This window comes from Pseudomonas sp. GL-R-26 (genome assembly GCF_019947365.1).
Lineage (GTDB): Bacteria > Pseudomonadota > Gammaproteobacteria > Pseudomonadales > Pseudomonadaceae > Aquipseudomonas.
Genome location: NZ_JAGYGI010000001.1, coordinates 416,345 through 431,486, shown reverse-complemented (window position 1 = coordinate 431,486; position 15,142 = coordinate 416,345). Strand labels below are relative to the sequence as shown.

General features: G+C 61.0%; 17 protein-coding genes. 7 read left to right on the top strand and 10 right to left on the bottom strand.

The window, feature by feature from the left end:
• The first annotated feature begins 32 nt into the window (after positions 1-32).
• The 3 genes from KGA96_RS01965 (at position 33) to sutA (ending at position 2,435) form a co-directional block, all read left to right on the top strand.
• Positions 33-1,370 (top strand): ammonium transporter, encoded by a 1,338-nt coding sequence (locus KGA96_RS01965; RefSeq protein WP_046038994.1) that lies wholly within the window; start codon positions 33-35, stop codon positions 1,368-1,370.
• A gap of 214 nt (positions 1,371-1,584) precedes the next feature.
• On the top strand, positions 1,585-2,010 hold the full coding sequence (locus KGA96_RS01960) for a secondary thiamine-phosphate synthase enzyme YjbQ (RefSeq protein ID WP_008015517.1): 426 nt from the start codon (positions 1,585-1,587) through the stop codon (positions 2,008-2,010).
• 101 nt (positions 2,011-2,111) lie between these two features.
• Complete coding sequence (sutA, locus tag KGA96_RS01955) at positions 2,112-2,435, top strand: transcriptional regulator SutA (protein WP_046038997.1); 324 nt, start codon at positions 2,112-2,114, stop codon at positions 2,433-2,435.
• Positions 2,436-2,618: 183 nt separating this feature from the next.
• Here sutA and KGA96_RS01950 read toward each other — a convergent pair whose 3' ends face one another.
• The 6 genes from KGA96_RS01950 to lptM are packed head-to-tail and all read right to left on the bottom strand — an operon-like array spanning position 2,619 to position 7,235.
• Positions 2,619-3,326 carry an HAD family hydrolase gene (locus KGA96_RS01950; protein ID WP_046038999.1) on the bottom strand — a complete coding sequence of 236 codons (708 nt, stop codon included), beginning with the start codon at positions 3,324-3,326 and terminating at the stop codon, positions 2,619-2,621.
• On the bottom strand, positions 3,323-4,222 hold the full coding sequence (gene xerC, locus KGA96_RS01945; RefSeq protein WP_046039000.1) for a tyrosine recombinase XerC: 900 nt from the start codon (positions 4,220-4,222) through the stop codon (positions 3,323-3,325). The genes KGA96_RS01950 and xerC overlap by 4 nt, the downstream gene beginning before the upstream one ends.
• Positions 4,223-4,224: 2 nt before the next feature.
• Entirely contained in the window at positions 4,225-4,950 is a 726-nt protein-coding gene (locus KGA96_RS01940) for a DUF484 family protein (RefSeq protein WP_046039002.1), read from the bottom strand.
• A gap of 13 nt (positions 4,951-4,963) precedes the next feature.
• Positions 4,964-5,794 carry a diaminopimelate epimerase gene (gene dapF / locus KGA96_RS01935; RefSeq protein WP_046039004.1) on the bottom strand — a complete coding sequence of 277 codons (831 nt, stop codon included), beginning with the start codon at positions 5,792-5,794 and terminating at the stop codon, positions 4,964-4,966.
• Between the two features lie 4 nt (positions 5,795-5,798).
• The gene (lysA, locus tag KGA96_RS01930; RefSeq protein WP_223465221.1) at positions 5,799-7,046 is read right to left on the bottom strand and encodes a diaminopimelate decarboxylase; all 1,248 of its coding nucleotides are present in this window, start codon (positions 7,044-7,046) and stop codon (positions 5,799-5,801) included.
• Positions 7,047-7,058: 12 nt separating this feature from the next.
• The gene (gene lptM / locus KGA96_RS01925) at positions 7,059-7,235 is read right to left on the bottom strand and encodes an LPS translocon maturation chaperone LptM (RefSeq protein ID WP_007980804.1); all 177 of its coding nucleotides are present in this window, start codon (positions 7,233-7,235) and stop codon (positions 7,059-7,061) included.
• Positions 7,236-7,531: 296 nt separating this feature from the next.
• On the opposite strand from lptM, the gene cyaY reads away from it, so the two are divergent.
• The 3 genes from cyaY (at position 7,532) to rnk (ending at position 8,754) form a co-directional block, all read left to right on the top strand.
• Positions 7,532-7,864 carry an iron donor protein CyaY gene (cyaY, locus tag KGA96_RS01920; protein ID WP_008050853.1) on the top strand — a complete coding sequence of 111 codons (333 nt, stop codon included), beginning with the start codon at positions 7,532-7,534 and terminating at the stop codon, positions 7,862-7,864.
• A 4-nt stretch (positions 7,865-7,868) separates the two neighbouring features.
• On the top strand, positions 7,869-8,087 hold the full coding sequence (locus KGA96_RS01915) for a DUF1289 domain-containing protein (RefSeq protein ID WP_080925278.1): 219 nt from the start codon (positions 7,869-7,871) through the stop codon (positions 8,085-8,087).
• Between the two features lie 256 nt (positions 8,088-8,343).
• On the top strand, positions 8,344-8,754 hold the full coding sequence (gene rnk / locus KGA96_RS01910) for a nucleoside diphosphate kinase regulator (RefSeq protein WP_046039007.1): 411 nt from the start codon (positions 8,344-8,346) through the stop codon (positions 8,752-8,754).
• A 6-nt stretch (positions 8,755-8,760) separates the two neighbouring features.
• On the opposite strand, the gene KGA96_RS01905 is transcribed toward rnk, so the two are convergent.
• The 3 genes from KGA96_RS01905 to KGA96_RS01895 form a co-directional block, all read right to left on the bottom strand.
• The gene (locus KGA96_RS01905; protein ID WP_223511461.1) at positions 8,761-11,604 is read right to left on the bottom strand and encodes a class I adenylate cyclase; all 2,844 of its coding nucleotides are present in this window, start codon (positions 11,602-11,604) and stop codon (positions 8,761-8,763) included.
• A 194-nt stretch (positions 11,605-11,798) separates the two neighbouring features.
• A complete protein-coding gene (locus tag KGA96_RS01900) occupies positions 11,799-12,044 on the bottom strand; it encodes a TIGR02647 family protein (protein WP_046039009.1) in 246 nt (81 codons plus the stop codon).
• Positions 12,045-12,295: 251 nt separating this feature from the next.
• On the bottom strand, positions 12,296-12,580 hold the full coding sequence (locus tag KGA96_RS01895) for a hypothetical protein (RefSeq protein WP_046039010.1): 285 nt from the start codon (positions 12,578-12,580) through the stop codon (positions 12,296-12,298).
• Between the two features lie 124 nt (positions 12,581-12,704).
• Here KGA96_RS01895 and KGA96_RS01890 point away from each other — a divergent pair, with 124 nt between their 5' ends.
• Complete coding sequence (locus KGA96_RS01890; protein WP_223511458.1) at positions 12,705-13,364, top strand: glutathione S-transferase family protein; 660 nt, start codon at positions 12,705-12,707, stop codon at positions 13,362-13,364.
• Positions 13,365-13,487: 123 nt separating this feature from the next.
• Here the strand turns inward: KGA96_RS01890 and argH are convergent, their stop codons facing one another.
• Positions 13,488-14,882 (bottom strand): argininosuccinate lyase, encoded by a 1,395-nt coding sequence (gene argH / locus KGA96_RS01885; RefSeq protein ID WP_008001478.1) that lies wholly within the window; start codon positions 14,880-14,882, stop codon positions 13,488-13,490.
• Between the last annotated feature and the right edge of the window lie 260 nt (positions 14,883-15,142).

Sequence of the window (15,142 nt, the reverse complement as noted above, 5' to 3'; positions counted from 1 at the left end):
GCCACAAACCCAACGCCCCAGGAGAAAACAATATGACTCTGCGTAAATTCGCAGGGCTAGGAGCCCTGTTGTCCATCGTAATGCCCAGCCTTGCTCTGGCGGCAGACGAAGTGGCGGCCCCAGTCCTCAACTCCGGCGACACCGCCTGGATGATGACCTCGACAGCCTTGGTGCTGTTCATGACCATTCCCGGCCTCGCGCTGTTCTACGGCGGCATGGTTCGGTCGAAAAACATTCTTTCCGTGATGATGCAGTGCTTCGCCATTACCGGTCTGATCAGCGTCCTGTGGGTCATTTATGGCTACAGCATCGCGTTCGACACCACGGGCATGGAGCAGGGCGTCATCAACTTCAACTCGTTCTTCGGCGGCATGGGCAAGGCGTTCCTCGCCGGCATCACGCCAGCCAGCCTGACCGGCCCTGCGGCGCTGTTCCCCGAGGCGGTGTTCGTCACCTTCCAGATGACCTTCGCGATCATCACCCCGGCGTTGATCGTCGGCGCGTTCGCCGAGCGGATGAAGTTCTCCGCGATGCTGGTCTTCATGGGCGTGTGGTTCACCCTGGTTTACGCGCCGATTGCGCACATGGTCTGGTCCGGTAACGGCGGTCTGTTGTGGGACTGGGGAGTTCTGGACTTCGCCGGCGGCACCGTGGTGCATATCAACGCCGGTGTGGCTGGTCTGGTTGCCTGCCTGGTGCTGGGCAAGCGTAAAGGCTTCCCGACCACGCCGATGGCGCCGCACAACCTCGGTTACACCCTGATGGGTGCGGCCATGCTGTGGGTCGGCTGGTTCGGTTTCAACGCCGGTTCCGCCGCTGCGGCCAACGGCACCGCCGGTATGGCGATGCTGGTAACTCAGATTGCTACCGCCGCTGCTGCACTGGGCTGGATGTTTGCCGAGTGGCTCACCCACGGCAAGCCTAGCGCACTGGGTATCGCTTCGGGTGTGGTTGCCGGTCTGGTGGCAATCACCCCGGCTGCCGGCACCGTTGGCCCGATGGGCGCACTGGTAATCGGTCTGGCGGCTGGTGTGGTGTGCTTCTTCTGCGCCACCACCCTCAAGCGCAAGCTCGGCTATGACGACTCCCTGGACGCCTTCGGCGTGCACGGTATCGGCGGTATCCTCGGCGCAATCCTGACCGGTGTGTTCGCTGCTCCGTCCCTGGGTGGCTTCGGCACCGTGACCGACATCGCCGCACAAGTGTGGATTCAGTGCAAAGGCGTGGGCTTCACGGTGATCTACACCGCGATCGCTACATACATCATCCTCAAGGTGCTGGATGCGGTCATGGGCCTGCGTATCAACGAAGAAGAAGAGGCGGTCGGCATCGATCTGGCGCTTCACAACGAACGCGGCTACAACTTGTAAGCAGGCGCGTAAAAAAACTGCCCGGCTTGCCGGGCATTTTTTTGTCTGGAATTTGTCATTAAGGACTGAGCTGAAAGGTTTTTTCCTACAGGTTTTACGATGTTTACGTCGGGTGTTTTTGTGCCGCCAAAGGCTTACAGGATTGAAGGAATATTAGGGCCTTTGTTTTTTCCCAGAGCGCGCTAGAATGCGCCCCGAACGTGCGGAGAACAGTATGTGGCAACAGACTCTGATTACCTTGCGGGCGAGGCCCCGGGGCTTTCATCTGGTAACGGACGAGTTACTCGCCGGCCTGCCTGAACTCAAGGCGTGTCGGGTCGGTCTGTTGCATTTGTGGCTGCAGCATACCTCGGCGTCGTTGACCATCAACGAGAACGCCGATCCGGCGGTACGTCGCGACTTCGAACGATTTTTCAATCGTCTGATCCCACAAGGAACAGACGGCTATGAGCATAACGACGAAGGCCTGGACGACCTCCCGGCGCACTTCAAGGCCAGCGTGCTTGGCTGTCAGCTCAGTTTGCCGATTTCGGCAGGCCGGTTGGCGTTGGGGACCTGGCAAGGCGTTTATCTGGGCGAGCACCGTGATCATGGCGGTGCCCGTAAAGTCCTCGCCACCGTACACGGTGAAGAGGCATAGCCGCTGGTCAGCAGCGGCTGTTGAATTTTTTCCTGCAGCCTTCGACAGAGGGCAAAGCTGGGCTATAACTAATCTGCTTTTCGCAAGTCATGAGGTAGAACATGAGCGACGATGATCTGGAAAACGACGACCTCGAAGTAGGCGACGACGACGAAACCGAAGAAGGTCTGGAAGCAGCGGCGGAAGACGTCGCTGAAGACGACGGCGGTGATGCGCCGGTTCCGGCCGCCAAAGGCAAGGCCAAGGCAGCGGTATCGGTCGATGAACTGCCGAGTGTCGAAGCCAAGAACAAGGAACGCGATGCTCTCGCGCGGGCCATGGAGGAGTTTTTGGCCAAAGGTGGCAAGGTGCAGGAAGTGGAGGCCAATGTGGTCGCCGATCCGCCCAAGAAACCGGACAACAAGTACGGCAGCCGGCCTATCTGAGCCTGCTACCCGCTTGCTGAAAAAGCCCGCCGTCGCTGCGGGCTTTTTCATGTCTGAAACAAAAATTTGAAACCTGTGGTGATCCCTGTGGGAGCGAGCTTGCTCGCGATGGCGGAGTGTCAGGCAACATTTATTTTGAATGTTAAGCCCTCATCGTGAGCAGGCTCGCACACAGGTTCTGTGTCAGGCCGAGGCCTTGTTCCAACTCGCCAGCAACGCCGGCAAATCGGTCAGGCTGCGAATCTCCGCATCCGGCAGTCGTTCGGCTTCCCAGACCTTGCCCGCCGGATTGAACCAAATTGCCCGCATTCCCGCCTGCTGCGCACCGGCAATGTCATCGCCTGGATGATCGCCAATGTGCACCGCCGATTCAGCGGTCACGCCACCGCGCTGCAAGGCTTCCTGGAACAATCTCGCGTCGGGTTTGGCGATGCCTATGTCTTCGGCGCACAGCGCAAACTTGAAGTAATCCGCCAGGCCCAACCGACGCACATCGGCGTTGCCATTGGTGACCACGCCGAGGGCGTAATGGTTGGCGAGGATTTCCAGGGTCGGTTCAACCTCCGGAAACACTTCGATCTGATGCCGAGCATGCAGAAACACTTCAAAGCTCTTGTCCGCGAGGTCCGAGGCCTCGTCATGCCCATAACCGGACTCTTCCAGTGCATGGAACAGCACCCGTCGACGCAGGGCGCTGATGCGGTGCTTGAGGCCAGGCTCGTTGCTCAATACGCGCTCGCGAATAGCCCACAGATGCTCCACCGGCACCGCCCCAAGATTGGGCGCGTGCTCGGTCAGCCATTCACGCAAAACGGCTTCGGCGCTGACGATGACGGGGGCGGTGTCCCACAAGGTGTCGTCGAGGTCGAAGGTGATCAACTGAATGCTCATGAATCGTCGCCCTTAATGCGTTTGGCCCGTGGGTGGGTGCTGTCGTAGACCGTGGCCAGGTGCTGGAAGTCCAGGTGGGTGTAGATCTGCGTGGTCTTGATGTCCGAGTGGCCGAGCAGTTCCTGCACTGCGCGCAGGTCCTGGGAGGATTCCAGCAAATGGCTGGCGAAGGAGTGCCGCAACATGTGCGGATGCAGGTTCTGCCCCAGTTCGCGCTCGCCGGCAGCCTTGACCCGCACCTGGATCGCCCGGGGGCCGAGGCGGCGGCCTTGCTGGCTGACAAACACCGCATCGTCCGCCGGGTTGGCCATGGCCCGCAATGGCAGCCACTGCTCCAGCGCTTCGCGGGCCTTCTTGCCTACCGGTAGCAGGCGGGTCTTGCTGCCTTTACCGAGCACCTGGACCATGCCGTCGGCCAGGTCCAATTGATCGAGATTGAGCCCCGTCAGCTCCGATAGCCGCAGCCCGGAGGAATAGAACAGCTCGAGAATCGCCTGGTCCCGTCGAGCGAGAAAATCATCTTCGACCCCGCCTTCAAGCAGTTGCAGGGCGCGGTCGGTATCGAGGGTTTTCGGCAGACGGCGTTCGCCTTTGGGCGGCGCGAGGCCATTGGCAGGATCGTGGTCGCACAGGCCTTCGCGGTTCAGGTAGTGATAGAGCCCGCGAACGGCCGACAGCAATCTCGCCAGGCTGCGGGACGATTGACCCTGGGCATGCAGACGGGCAACCAGACTGCGCAAGCGCTGGATGTCCAGCGCCGTCCAGCTGCCGATGTTCTGTTTGACGCACCAGCCCAGCACTTTATCGAGGTCGCGGCGGTAGGCCGACAGCGTGTGCGGCGACACCTGCCGCTCACTGCGCAGGTGTTCGCAGTAAGCGTCCAGTTGTCGTTCCATGTTCAGCGTACCGAGCGCAGGGAGTTGTTGACCCGTGGCAGCACGCGACCCATGACTTCAGCGATGTAGCTCAGGAACAAGGTGCCCACCGAGCTTTTGTAGTGCTGCGGATCACGGCTGGCGATGGCCAGGATGCCGTGGATGCCCTGGTGGCTGATGGCGACGACGGCGGTGGAGCCGATCTGCTTGCGCTGCTCTTCGCCGAACAGGAAGTCCAGTTCATGCTCGCGCAGGCTGCCGCTGACGCTTTTGTCTTCCGAGAGCAAACCGCCGATGGCCACTTGTGCTTCGGCGTGGGTGACCCAGCGGCCCACCGGCATGGCGTTGTCGCCGAGCAGAATGAGACTGACGAAGGGCACCTGGAATTCCTGGCGCAGGCTGTCTTCGACGCACATCACCACGTCTTCCAGGCTGGCGGCATCCATCAGCGCGAGGATCAGGCGACGGGTCTTTTCGAACAGCCGGTCGTTGTCCCGGGCCACGTCCATCAAATGCGACAGGCGATGACGCAGTTCAATGTTGCGGTCGCGCAGGATGGTCATCTGACGCTCCACCAGCGACACGGTATCGCCGCGTCGATGGGGAATACGCAGGGACGGGAGCAGTTCTTCGTGCTCGACGAAGAAGTCCGGATGAGCCTCCAGGTACGCGGCTACAGCCGCCGCCTCCAGGCTTTCGGCCGGTGATTCGTCAGCTTGTCGTGCGGGTACCTGAGGCTTGTCGGTCATGGATTTCGCTCACTCAAAGACGCACTTGTCCTTCATATACGCGCACTGCCGGGCCGGTCATCATCACCGGTTGGCCAGGGCCTGCCCATTCGATGGACAAGCGCCCGCCAGGCAGGTCGATCAATAGCGGCGAATCCATCCACCCCTGGCTGATCGCGGCCACTGCGGCGGCACAGGCGCCGGTTCCGCAAGCCTGGGTTTCCCCGGCTCCACGCTCCCAGACGCGCAACTGCGCGCGGCTCCGGTCGATGACCTGGAGAAAACCGACATTGACCCGTGCCGGGAAGCGCGGGTGATGTTCGATTTTCGGCCCCAGTTCATGCACCGGCGCGTTGTTGATATCGCTGACCCGCAGCACGGCATGGGGGTTGCCCATGGACACGGCGGCCAGATCGACCGGGGTGCCGTCGACGTCGACCTGATAACTCTTGGCCTGCTCCGGTGCCTGGAACGGAATATCCGCCGGCACCAGGCGCGGGGCGCCCATGTTGACGCTGATCTGGCCGTCGTTACGCACGTCGAGCTCGATGACGCCGCTTTTGGTCTCGACGCGAATCAGCCGTTTTGCGGTCAGGCGCTTGTCGAGCACGAAGCGGGCGAAGCAGCGCGCACCGTTGCCGCACTGTTCCACTTCGGAACCGTCGGAGTTGAAGATCCGATAGCGGAAGTCCACGTCCGGGTTGCTCGGCGCCTCGACGATCAGCAACTGGTCGAAACCGATGCCGGTGTGCCGGTCGCCCCATTGCTTGGCGTGCTTGGGCAGAATGTGCGCGTGCTGGCTGACCAGGTCGAGGACCATGAAATCATTGCCCAGTCCGTGCATCTTGGTAAAACGCAGCAGCATGGTTTTACTCCGGCAGCAGGCTTTCGCCAGCAAACAACTCGGCTACCGTTTCACGGCGACGCACTTCAAATGCCTGATCACCGTCCACCAACACTTCCGCGGTACGGCCGCGGGTGTTGTAGTTGGAGCTCATGACAAACCCGTAGGCACCGGCCGAATGCACGGCCAGCAGGTCGCCTTCTTCCAGCGCCAGCTGACGATCCTTGGCCAGGAAGTCGCCGGTCTCGCAGATCGGGCCGACGATGTCGTAGGCGCGGGCAGCTGAGGTGCGCGGACGCACGGCCGTGACGTCCATCCAGGCCTGATACAGCGCCGGGCGGATCAGGTCGTTCATGGCCGCATCGACGATGGCGAAGTCTTTGTGTTCGGTGTGCTTGAGGTACTCGACCTGGGTCAGCAGTACACCGGCGTTGGCCACGATGAAGCGGCCCGGCTCGAACACCAGCGCCAGGTCGCGACCGTCGAGACGCTCGCGCACGGCTTTGATGTAGTCGGCAGCCAGTGGAGGCTCTTCATCGCGATAACGCACGCCCAGGCCACCACCGAGATCGATGTGACGCAGGTAGATGCCGCAATCGCTCAGGCGGTCGACCAGGCCCAGCAGGCGGTCGAGGGCGTCGATGAATGGCGGCAGGGTGGTCAGTTGTGAGCCGATGTGGCAATCGACGCCGACCACTTCCAGGTTTGGCAGCTGCGCGGCACGCACGTACACGTCTTCGGCATCGGCAATGGCGATGCCGAACTTGTTCTCTTTGAGACCGGTGGAAATGTACGGGTGGGTGCCGGCATCGACGTCCGGGTTCACGCGCAGCGAAATCGGCGCGCGAACGCCCAGTTCGGCGGCGACCACCTGCAGGCGTTCCAGCTCGTCGGTGGATTCGACGTTGAAGCAGTGCACGCCGACTTCCAGGGCGCGACGCATGTCGTCACGGGTCTTGCCGACACCGGAGAACACGATCTTGTCGGCGCTGCCGCCAGCGGCCAGTACACGTTCCAGCTCACCACGGGAGACGATGTCGAAACCGGCGCCCAGACGCGCCAGGACATTCAGTACGCCCAGGTTGGAGTTGGCCTTTACAGCAAAGCACACCAGGTGCGGCATGCCGGCCAGTGCATCGGCGTAAGCCAGGTATTGGGCTTCGATGTGCGCGCGCGAGTAAACGTAGGTCGGTGTACCAAAGCGCTCGGCGATGGCAGACAGGGCAACACCTTCCGCGAACAGTTCACCGTCACGGTAGTTAAAAGCGTCCATGAGGTTCCCTTATTATTGGTAGACGTCGTGCTTGTGTGCTTTGGAAGCAGGCTGCTGCTGCGACGACTTGGCTTGCTCGACAGGGTCCTGGTCTTCATCGGGCAGGTACAGCGGGCCTTTTTGACCGCAGGCCGACACAAGACAGGCAACCGCGAGGAGCGCAGCAAGGGAAGAGATCAGGCGCTTCATGGCGAAATCCTTGAAAATGCATTAATTGCGCCGGAGTATACCGGCCACCCGGCAGCTTGCCTATGCAACGGACCGCCCGTCCGGCGGGGCTTGGCCGCAAGCACATCGAACCCTGTGGGAGCGGGCTTGCCCGCGATGAGGCCATAACAGACGCATTGATGTTGAATGTGAGGCCGCCATCGCGAGCAAGCTCGCTCCCACAGGTAGGCAACTGGGCGTTATCCTTTGCAATCGACGGGGCTCGGTCGTATCTTGCGGCGCTTGAGCCTGATCAGACACTTTTTGAGGTTGCCGTAATGAGTTTGTCCGAAGCGCGTTTCCATGACCTTGTCGATGCCACCCAGCAAACCCTGGAGGACATCTTTGACGAGAGCGACCTGGATATCGACCTCGAGAGCTCGGCCGGTGTGCTGACCGTCAAGTTCGAGAACGGCAGCCAGTTGATCTTCAGTCGCCAGGAGCCGCTGCGTCAGCTTTGGCTGGCGGCGGTTTCCGGTGGTTTTCACTTCGACTACGACGAAGAAAGCGAGCGCTGGATGTGCGACAAGAGCGAAGAACAGCTGGGTGAAATGCTTGAGCGTATCGTCCAGCAGCAGGCCGGTGTCGAGCTCGATTTCGAAGGCCTGTGAGATCGTGACCCAGCCTGCGCCTGTCCGTGCGCCCAAGCCGCTCTACAGCAACGTCAGCCCGGCGGTGCCATCGCCCTGCAGCGGTGTGTGCCGGCTGGATGAGCAGAAAGTCTGCCTGGGCTGCTTTCGTCACGTCGAAGATATTCGTGAGTGGCGTTCGGCAGATGATCAGCGTCGGCGGGTGATTTGCGCCGAGGCTGCCCACCGCAAATCCTTGGCATAAGGGCTTTTGTGGCGAGGGAGCTTGCTCCCGCTCGGTTGCGGAGCAGCCGCATGCTTTTTTAGGGGCGCTTCGCACCCCAGCGGGAGCAAGCTCCCTCGCCACAGAGGTAAAGCGACCTCAAATGGCGTGACTTGTATATTTTTTGAGCTGTGATAGTGTCCGGAAACGCCTCAACCCATCGAGGCTTATGAAAACCCCGCCTTTTTCTGGCGGGGTTTTGCTTTTTTCGTGCAGAAGAAAGGAGTCTGCCCAGATCATGACCGCACCTTCCATCACCCTTACCCGTCTGGACGTCCAGCGTCTGGAGCGTCTGATCGACAGCCTGGACGACACGCTGCCGGGCGTTATTGCGCTGCAAACCGAACTGGATCGCGCCGATACCCTGGTCGGCCACGATGAAGTGCCGGCGGATGTCGTGACCATGAATTCCCGTGTGCATTGCCGCGAAGAAGGCAGTGGCAAGGACTATCACCTGACCCTGGTGTACCCCAAGGATGCGAACGCCGACGAAGGCAAGGTCTCGATCCTGGCGCCGGTGGGCAGCGCTCTGCTCGGCCTGAAGGTTGGCCAGCACATCGATTGGCCGGCTCCGGGCGGCAAGATCCTGAAGCTGACGCTACTGGAAGTCGAGTCGCAGCCGGCCAATGGCGGCGCGTTCCCGGAGTGACACCCCTCAGACCTGATCAAGCGCCTCGTTCAATGCGTGCTCCAGGTCGGCTTTGTAGCGAAGGTACAGATGGGTGGAACTCTGCCCTTCGCCCAGCAGGCCCGACAGGTCGAGGTCGGTGATGTAGCAGCGGTAGCGTTCGGTTTCCCGGCGCTGCCCGACGATTTCCCGGGCGACCACGCGGAACAACTGGTCGCCATGTTCCAGCTCGGAAAACTCCCGTTGATTGCAATACAAGGTCACCTGCACCTGACCCGGTGCGGCTTTGCCGACGATCGCCTGCACGTCGTAGAACGGCTTGTTCACCGGCGTCTGCGGTGCCGGCCGGGCTTCGATGCGGCGCGCCCGGCCAGGGCCTGACGGCAACAACTGGCAATACAGGGTGTCGAGGTTCATGGGGTGGGCCGCCTCCATTGGCAGCAGGGCATCGCGGCGGTACTGGATCGATTGCAGGAAACGCTGCAGCGGCACCAGCAAGCTTTGCTCGTCATGCCAGGGCAGGCGTTGCTGCCACAGGGCATTGAACTCATCGAGCACGTACAGATCAGCCTGATCTTCGATAACCCGGTAGAACACTTGAATGCAGTCCGGCTGGCCCGTTGGCAGGAACAGCGAGAGGTCGTGCTCTTCCAATGCCTTTGGGTCCAGGTGAAGCGGGCTGTAGCTCGCCATTTCTTCACCCAGGTAATTGATCAGCGCCGGCAGAGTGGCCAGCGCGATGTGCTGGACCCGGCCCGGCACCAACTCCAGCACGTGGTAGTCCTGCTGGACCTGGATAAGGTAGCGATGATTGAGCCGGCTCAGCAGCAGGTTCTGCGCGGTATCGAGGATTTCCTCCACCCGTTGGGCAATGAATTGCGCGCGGTTATGGCAGAAGCAACGCACCCTCAGCTTCGGCTGTTGTGGCCCGGCCGGCAGGTTGTTGAGGTAGTCGCGGATGCAGTCGAGCAGGGCGTGGGGGCCGTCGTAGCGACCGACCAGCACTTCGTTCCAGCTATTGAGCGTGACCTGGTCCAGGGTCAGCACCAGATTTTCCCGGACACCGGCGTAGCTCAGGGAGTCGGTGCGTTCGGTGGTCATGAGGATGTTCAGGTCGCGATGGTGCTTGAGCGGATCGATGCCGACATTCACCAGGATCAGCACTTCACTCGGCACGCTGGCGCGCAACAGAGGTTCCTCGGCGACGGTGGGCAAGGGCAGGGCGATGGTCTGTTGCAGGCTGCCGAGCAGGTTGAACAGTTCGAATTCGCTCAAGTCGCTGGTGCCGGGGTGCAAGGCCAGGCGGGTACTGCTGTCGATCACGCCATTGTGGTGGCACCAGGTCAGCAGCTCGAGCAAGTGACGGCTGCGTTTGATCGGCGCGAAATGGTCCCACTCCAATGCCGTAAGACTGCCGTTGTACAAGCCCCACTGGCTTTGCCCAGGTTCCTTCTTGTTCGGGGCGTGCACCAGCGTCAGGGTGTCTTCAGCCAGGTCCGGGGCGATGCCGGGGTTGATGAATTCGACTTTGCCGGCCTTGCGCTCGAAAGCGGCGTACAGGCGACGGCCGAGGACACTCAGGTCGCGCTTGTTGATGCGGCTGACCGTTTGTTCGTGACGGGCAAACTGGGTGAGAAAGCGGTAGCTGTAGTTCAGCTCGTTGACCAGTGCCCGCCGCTCGGAGCTGACTTGGCGGACTTTCCACTGGCTGCGGCTGTCGAGCAGGCTCAGCTGGCGCTGGTCCCAGTGCCATTCATGGGCCAGGCGTTCGAGCAAAGAGCGCTGCCAGCTCTGGGTGCGGCTGTTGCCAGTGAGTTTGCGATTGACCTTCAGGTACAGCGCGCGACGCACCAGTTCCAGGCGTTCCGGTTCGTTGCGGGCAATCAGGTATTCCTCGATGCGCCGGTACACCACGACGTACGGATCCAGTTCGTCGAGGTCGAGCCTGTTGGCGAACACCGCTTGCTTGAAGCGCAGGCTCAGGCAATGGACCCTGGGGTGCTCACTGGCGTAAACCTCCGTCAGCAGCAACTTGAGTACCGATTTGTAGGGCGACTCGATGCCCTTGAACAACTGCCAGAGCCCGGCACCGATAAATTCGCCGGGCGGGATGTAGGCCAGGTTACCGAGGTCGAGGGTTTCATCGGCACGGATGAAGCGTTTGGAGATCAAGGTATGGGTGTAGCGGTCGTAGCTCGACTCCTCGTAGACCGGCACCAGCCACCAGATCGGTGTGCGCCCGGCGAGCCAGATTGCGGTGCGGTAAAACTCGTCCAGCAACAGGTAGTGCTGGGTGGTGCCGCAATCTTCCGAACTCAGCTGGGTATCGCGCTCGCCGCGGACGAAACGGCTCGGGTCGATCAGGAAAAAATGCGCTTCGGCGCCCTGGCTGGCGGCCCAGGCTTCCAGCAACTGGCATTTCTTGCGCAGCTCGGCGAGTTCGTTTTCAGTCAGGTCCGGTCCATGACAGACCCACACATCCATGTCGCTCTGGTCAGCCTGCGCCAGGGTGCCGAGGCTGCCCATCAGGAACAGTCCGTGAATCGGCCTTGGCGGGTTGCTGCCGTGGCGCGGCTTGTAGGAAAACGAGCGGGTCAGGCGCTGGGCTTCAGCGAGGACATTGGCATCCGGTTCGAAATTCGACAGTCCGGCCGGCGTACTGCCGGAAACGTAGCCGGGCAACAGCGGATGGTTAACGTGGAAAAACAGCGGCAGCAAGGTCAGGACCCCTTGCTGGCGCGTCGACAACCCTTCAATGGCGCGAGCCATGCGTCCTTCGTTGAGTTTCAGAAAGCGTGCGCGCAGCTGGCTGAGAACCTTGCGGTCGATTCCCTCGTCCAGATCAGGGCGGATTTCATGGGTGCGCGTCATGTCAGCTCAAACCGGCTCGCAGGGCTCGGACGTGGGGCTCTTCGGATGAGTGGCAGTTTAGCGCCTTGAGGCGAGGACTTTTAAGCTGATTTTATTTTTCTGGCGTCAGATTTCTAACGGCTGGAGACAGAAATCAGGGGAATGTGCCCGCGGAAATCCCTGGATCGGGGTCTCCGTGGGCGATACGGCAGAATTCAGGCTGTTACTTCGGCGTTAAGAATGGTCAGCACGGATTGCACATTTTGCGCGGCGTCACGACCCAGACTGGTCAGGTAACCGCCATCAGGCTGGTTGGTCAGTTCTTTTTCAAAGAGGCGTTTGGCGGCGGCAATGTGTTTCGGGGCAGCGGTCTGATGAATTTTCAAACCTTCCTGGGAACTGTCCAGGTTGAAGAGTGCGAGGACTTCCAGTTCGGCAACCAACTCAGGGGTAAGCGACATAAGGACTCCAGACTTTCTAGGAATTGGACGACAGCGCCCCTAAGGTGAACCCGCTTGTCCGGCATGTCCAGTGCTCGCGACAGGGTTTTTTTCCTCGGGTGGCCTTCCCCCGGTGGATGGTGGGGTAGCGGGGTGTTTCTAGTGTAGTCAGATGCCGGGAGACGGCAGGCGGGATTGGCAACAAAATGTGTGGGAGCAGCATTTTGTGGCGAGAGAGCTTGCTCCCTCGCCACAGGAATCGGTGTCGGTGCTTACTGCTTTTCCGGCGGCAGCTCGGGCAATGCGCGCAGGGCAGCTTCGTACCATTCGGTGTTGAACGCGCGGTCTTCTTCGAGGATCGCGTCGATTTCTACCGCCAAAACGTGAGCCATCAGGTTAAGAATTTCTTCGCGCTCATAACCCACCAGCGTCAGCTTGTTGAACGTCGCTTTGGCAGCCGGCGGGTTGTCGCTTTCGATCTGGTTTTCGATGGCCTGGATCAGGGTGCTTTCGGCGAACTCTTCTTCGTCGTTGTCGATATCGGTTGGCTCGCTCATGGCAGGCTCCTCAGGGAAAGGCGGCCAGTTTACCCGCATTCAGTCGCGTGATGCTGCTGGCAAGAATCCCGGCAGCGTTCTATAAAAAGGCACTGCCCACCCCGCATGGCCTGGAGGCTTTGTGATGATCAAGCTTTATGGATTCTCCGTCAGTAACTACTACAACATGGTCAAACTGGCGCTGCTGGAAAAAGGCCTGCCCTTCGAAGAAGTACCGTTTTACGCGGGCACCAGCCCCGAGGCGCTAGCCATCAGCCCTCGCGGAAAGGTCCCGGTGCTGCAGGTAGAGCAGGGCTTCATCAATGAAACCAGCGTGATCCTCGAATACATCGAGCAGAGCCAGAAAGGCCCGCCGCTGCTGCCGAGCGATCCGTTCGAGCGCGCGCAGGTGCTGGCACTGGCCAGGGAAATCGAGCTGTACATCGAATTGCCAGGCCGGGCCTGCTATCCCGAAGCCTTTTTCGGCATGACCCTGCCGGATGCGATCAAGGAAAAAACCAAAGCCGAATTGTTGCTGGGGATGGCGGCGCTGGGCCGGCACGCCAAATTCAGCCCTTACGTGGCTGGCGACAGCTTGAGCGTGGCGGATCTGTATTTCCTGTTCAGCGTGCCGCTGGCGTGTGGGGTCGCCAAGAAGTTGTTTGGCATCGATCTGTTGGCCGAGATGCCGAAGGCCAAGGCGCTGCTGGAGTATTTGGGGGGGAATCCGAATGTGCAGCGTGTGGCGGCGGACCGGGAGGCCGCGATGCCGGCGTTCATGGCGATGATTGCTGCCAAGAAGTAATTCTGTTGCGCTCTGAAGATCGCATTCGCGAGCAAGCTCGCTCCCACGAGGTATGCGTCAGACACCGGTTTTGTGTGTGACGATCAATGTGGGAGCGGGCTTGCTCGCGAAGCTTTTGGCGATTTAGCGGCTGGCGAGCAACGCCTGGCCACGAGCCACGGCAGCCTTCACCTGCGCCGGCGCGGTGCCGCCGATGTGGTTACGGGCATTGACCGAGCCTTCCAGGGTCAGCACGGCGAACACGTCCTGGTCGATCTGGTCGCTGAACTTGCGCAGTTCTTCCAGGCTCATTTCCGCCAGGTCCTTGCCGCTGTCCACGCCGTACTTCACGGCATGGCCGACGATTTCGTGGCAATCACGGAATGGCAGGCCGCGACGCACCAGGTAGTCGGCCAGGTCGGTGGCGGTGGAGAAACCGCGCAGGGCCGCTTCGCGCATCATCGCGTGCTTGGGCTTGATCGCCGGCACCATGTCGGCAAATGCGCGCAGCGAGTCGCGCAGGGTGTCGGCGGCGTCGAACAGCGGTTCCTTGTCTTCCTGGTTGTCCTTGTTGTAGGCCAGGGGCTGGCCTTTCATCAGGGTCAGCAGGCCCATCAGCGCGCCGAACACGCGACCGGTCTTGCCACGCACGAGCTCCGGCACGTCCGGGTTTTTCTTTTGCGGCATGATCGAGCTGCCGGTGCAGAAACGGTCGGGCAGATCGATGAACTGGAACTGCGCGCTGGTCCACAGCACCAGCTCTTCGGAGAAGCGCGAGAGGTGCATCATCGCGATGCTGGCCGCCGAGCAGAATTCGATGGCGAAGTCACGATCGGAGACGTTGTCCAGCGAATTGCCGCCAACCGCGTCGAAACCCAGGAGTTGGGCGGTGTATTCGCGATCGATCGGGTAGGTGGTGCCGGCCAGCGCCGCGCTGCCCAGTGGCATGCGGTTGGTGCGCTTGCGGCAGTCGACCAGGCGTTCGTAGTCGCGGCTGAGCATTTCGAACCAGGCCAGCATGTGGTGCCCGAACGTCACCGGCTGTGCGGTCTGCAGGTGGGTGAACCCCGGCATGATGCTGGCGGCTTCGCGCTCGGCCTGCTCCAGCAGACCTTTTTGCAGGCGGGTGATTTCGGCCAGGATCAGGTCGATCTCGTCACGCAGCCACAGTCGGATGTCGGTGGCGACCTGATCGTTACGGCTGCGGCCGGTGTGCAGTTTTTTACCGGTCACGCCGATGCGGTCGGTCAGCCGTGCCTCGATGTTCATATGGACGTCTTCGAGGTCGATGCGCCAGTCGAACTGACCGGCCTCGATTTCGCCCTGGATGGTGTTCAGGCCATCGATGATGCTGTCGCGCTCGGCATCGGTCAGCACGCCGACCTTGGCCAGCATGGTAGCGTGGGCGATCGAGCCCATGATGTCGTGGCGATACAGGCGCTGGTCGAAGGTGACGGAGGCGGTGAAGCGGGCGACGAAGGCGTCGACGGGTTCACTGAAGCGGCCGCCCCAGGACTGATTGGTCTTGTCAGTGCTCATGAATTCGCTCGTATCGGCTTGAAGTAAGAAGGCGTGGAACGCTGGCGCGGATAATAACAGGGTTGCCAATCCTGTCGCTGACACTGGTCGATACGTTTTTTTGGGGGGAGAGAGCCCGGGCCCGGGCAAGACTCGCGCATTTTTGCGGAACGATATTTTCCAATTGAGCTATATCGTCCCGGCAACCGTCTACAGTTGGACAGTAGGATCAGCGCACTTCTCGGTGCAGCCGCTGACTATAAGAAGAGTGGGGTGTTCAT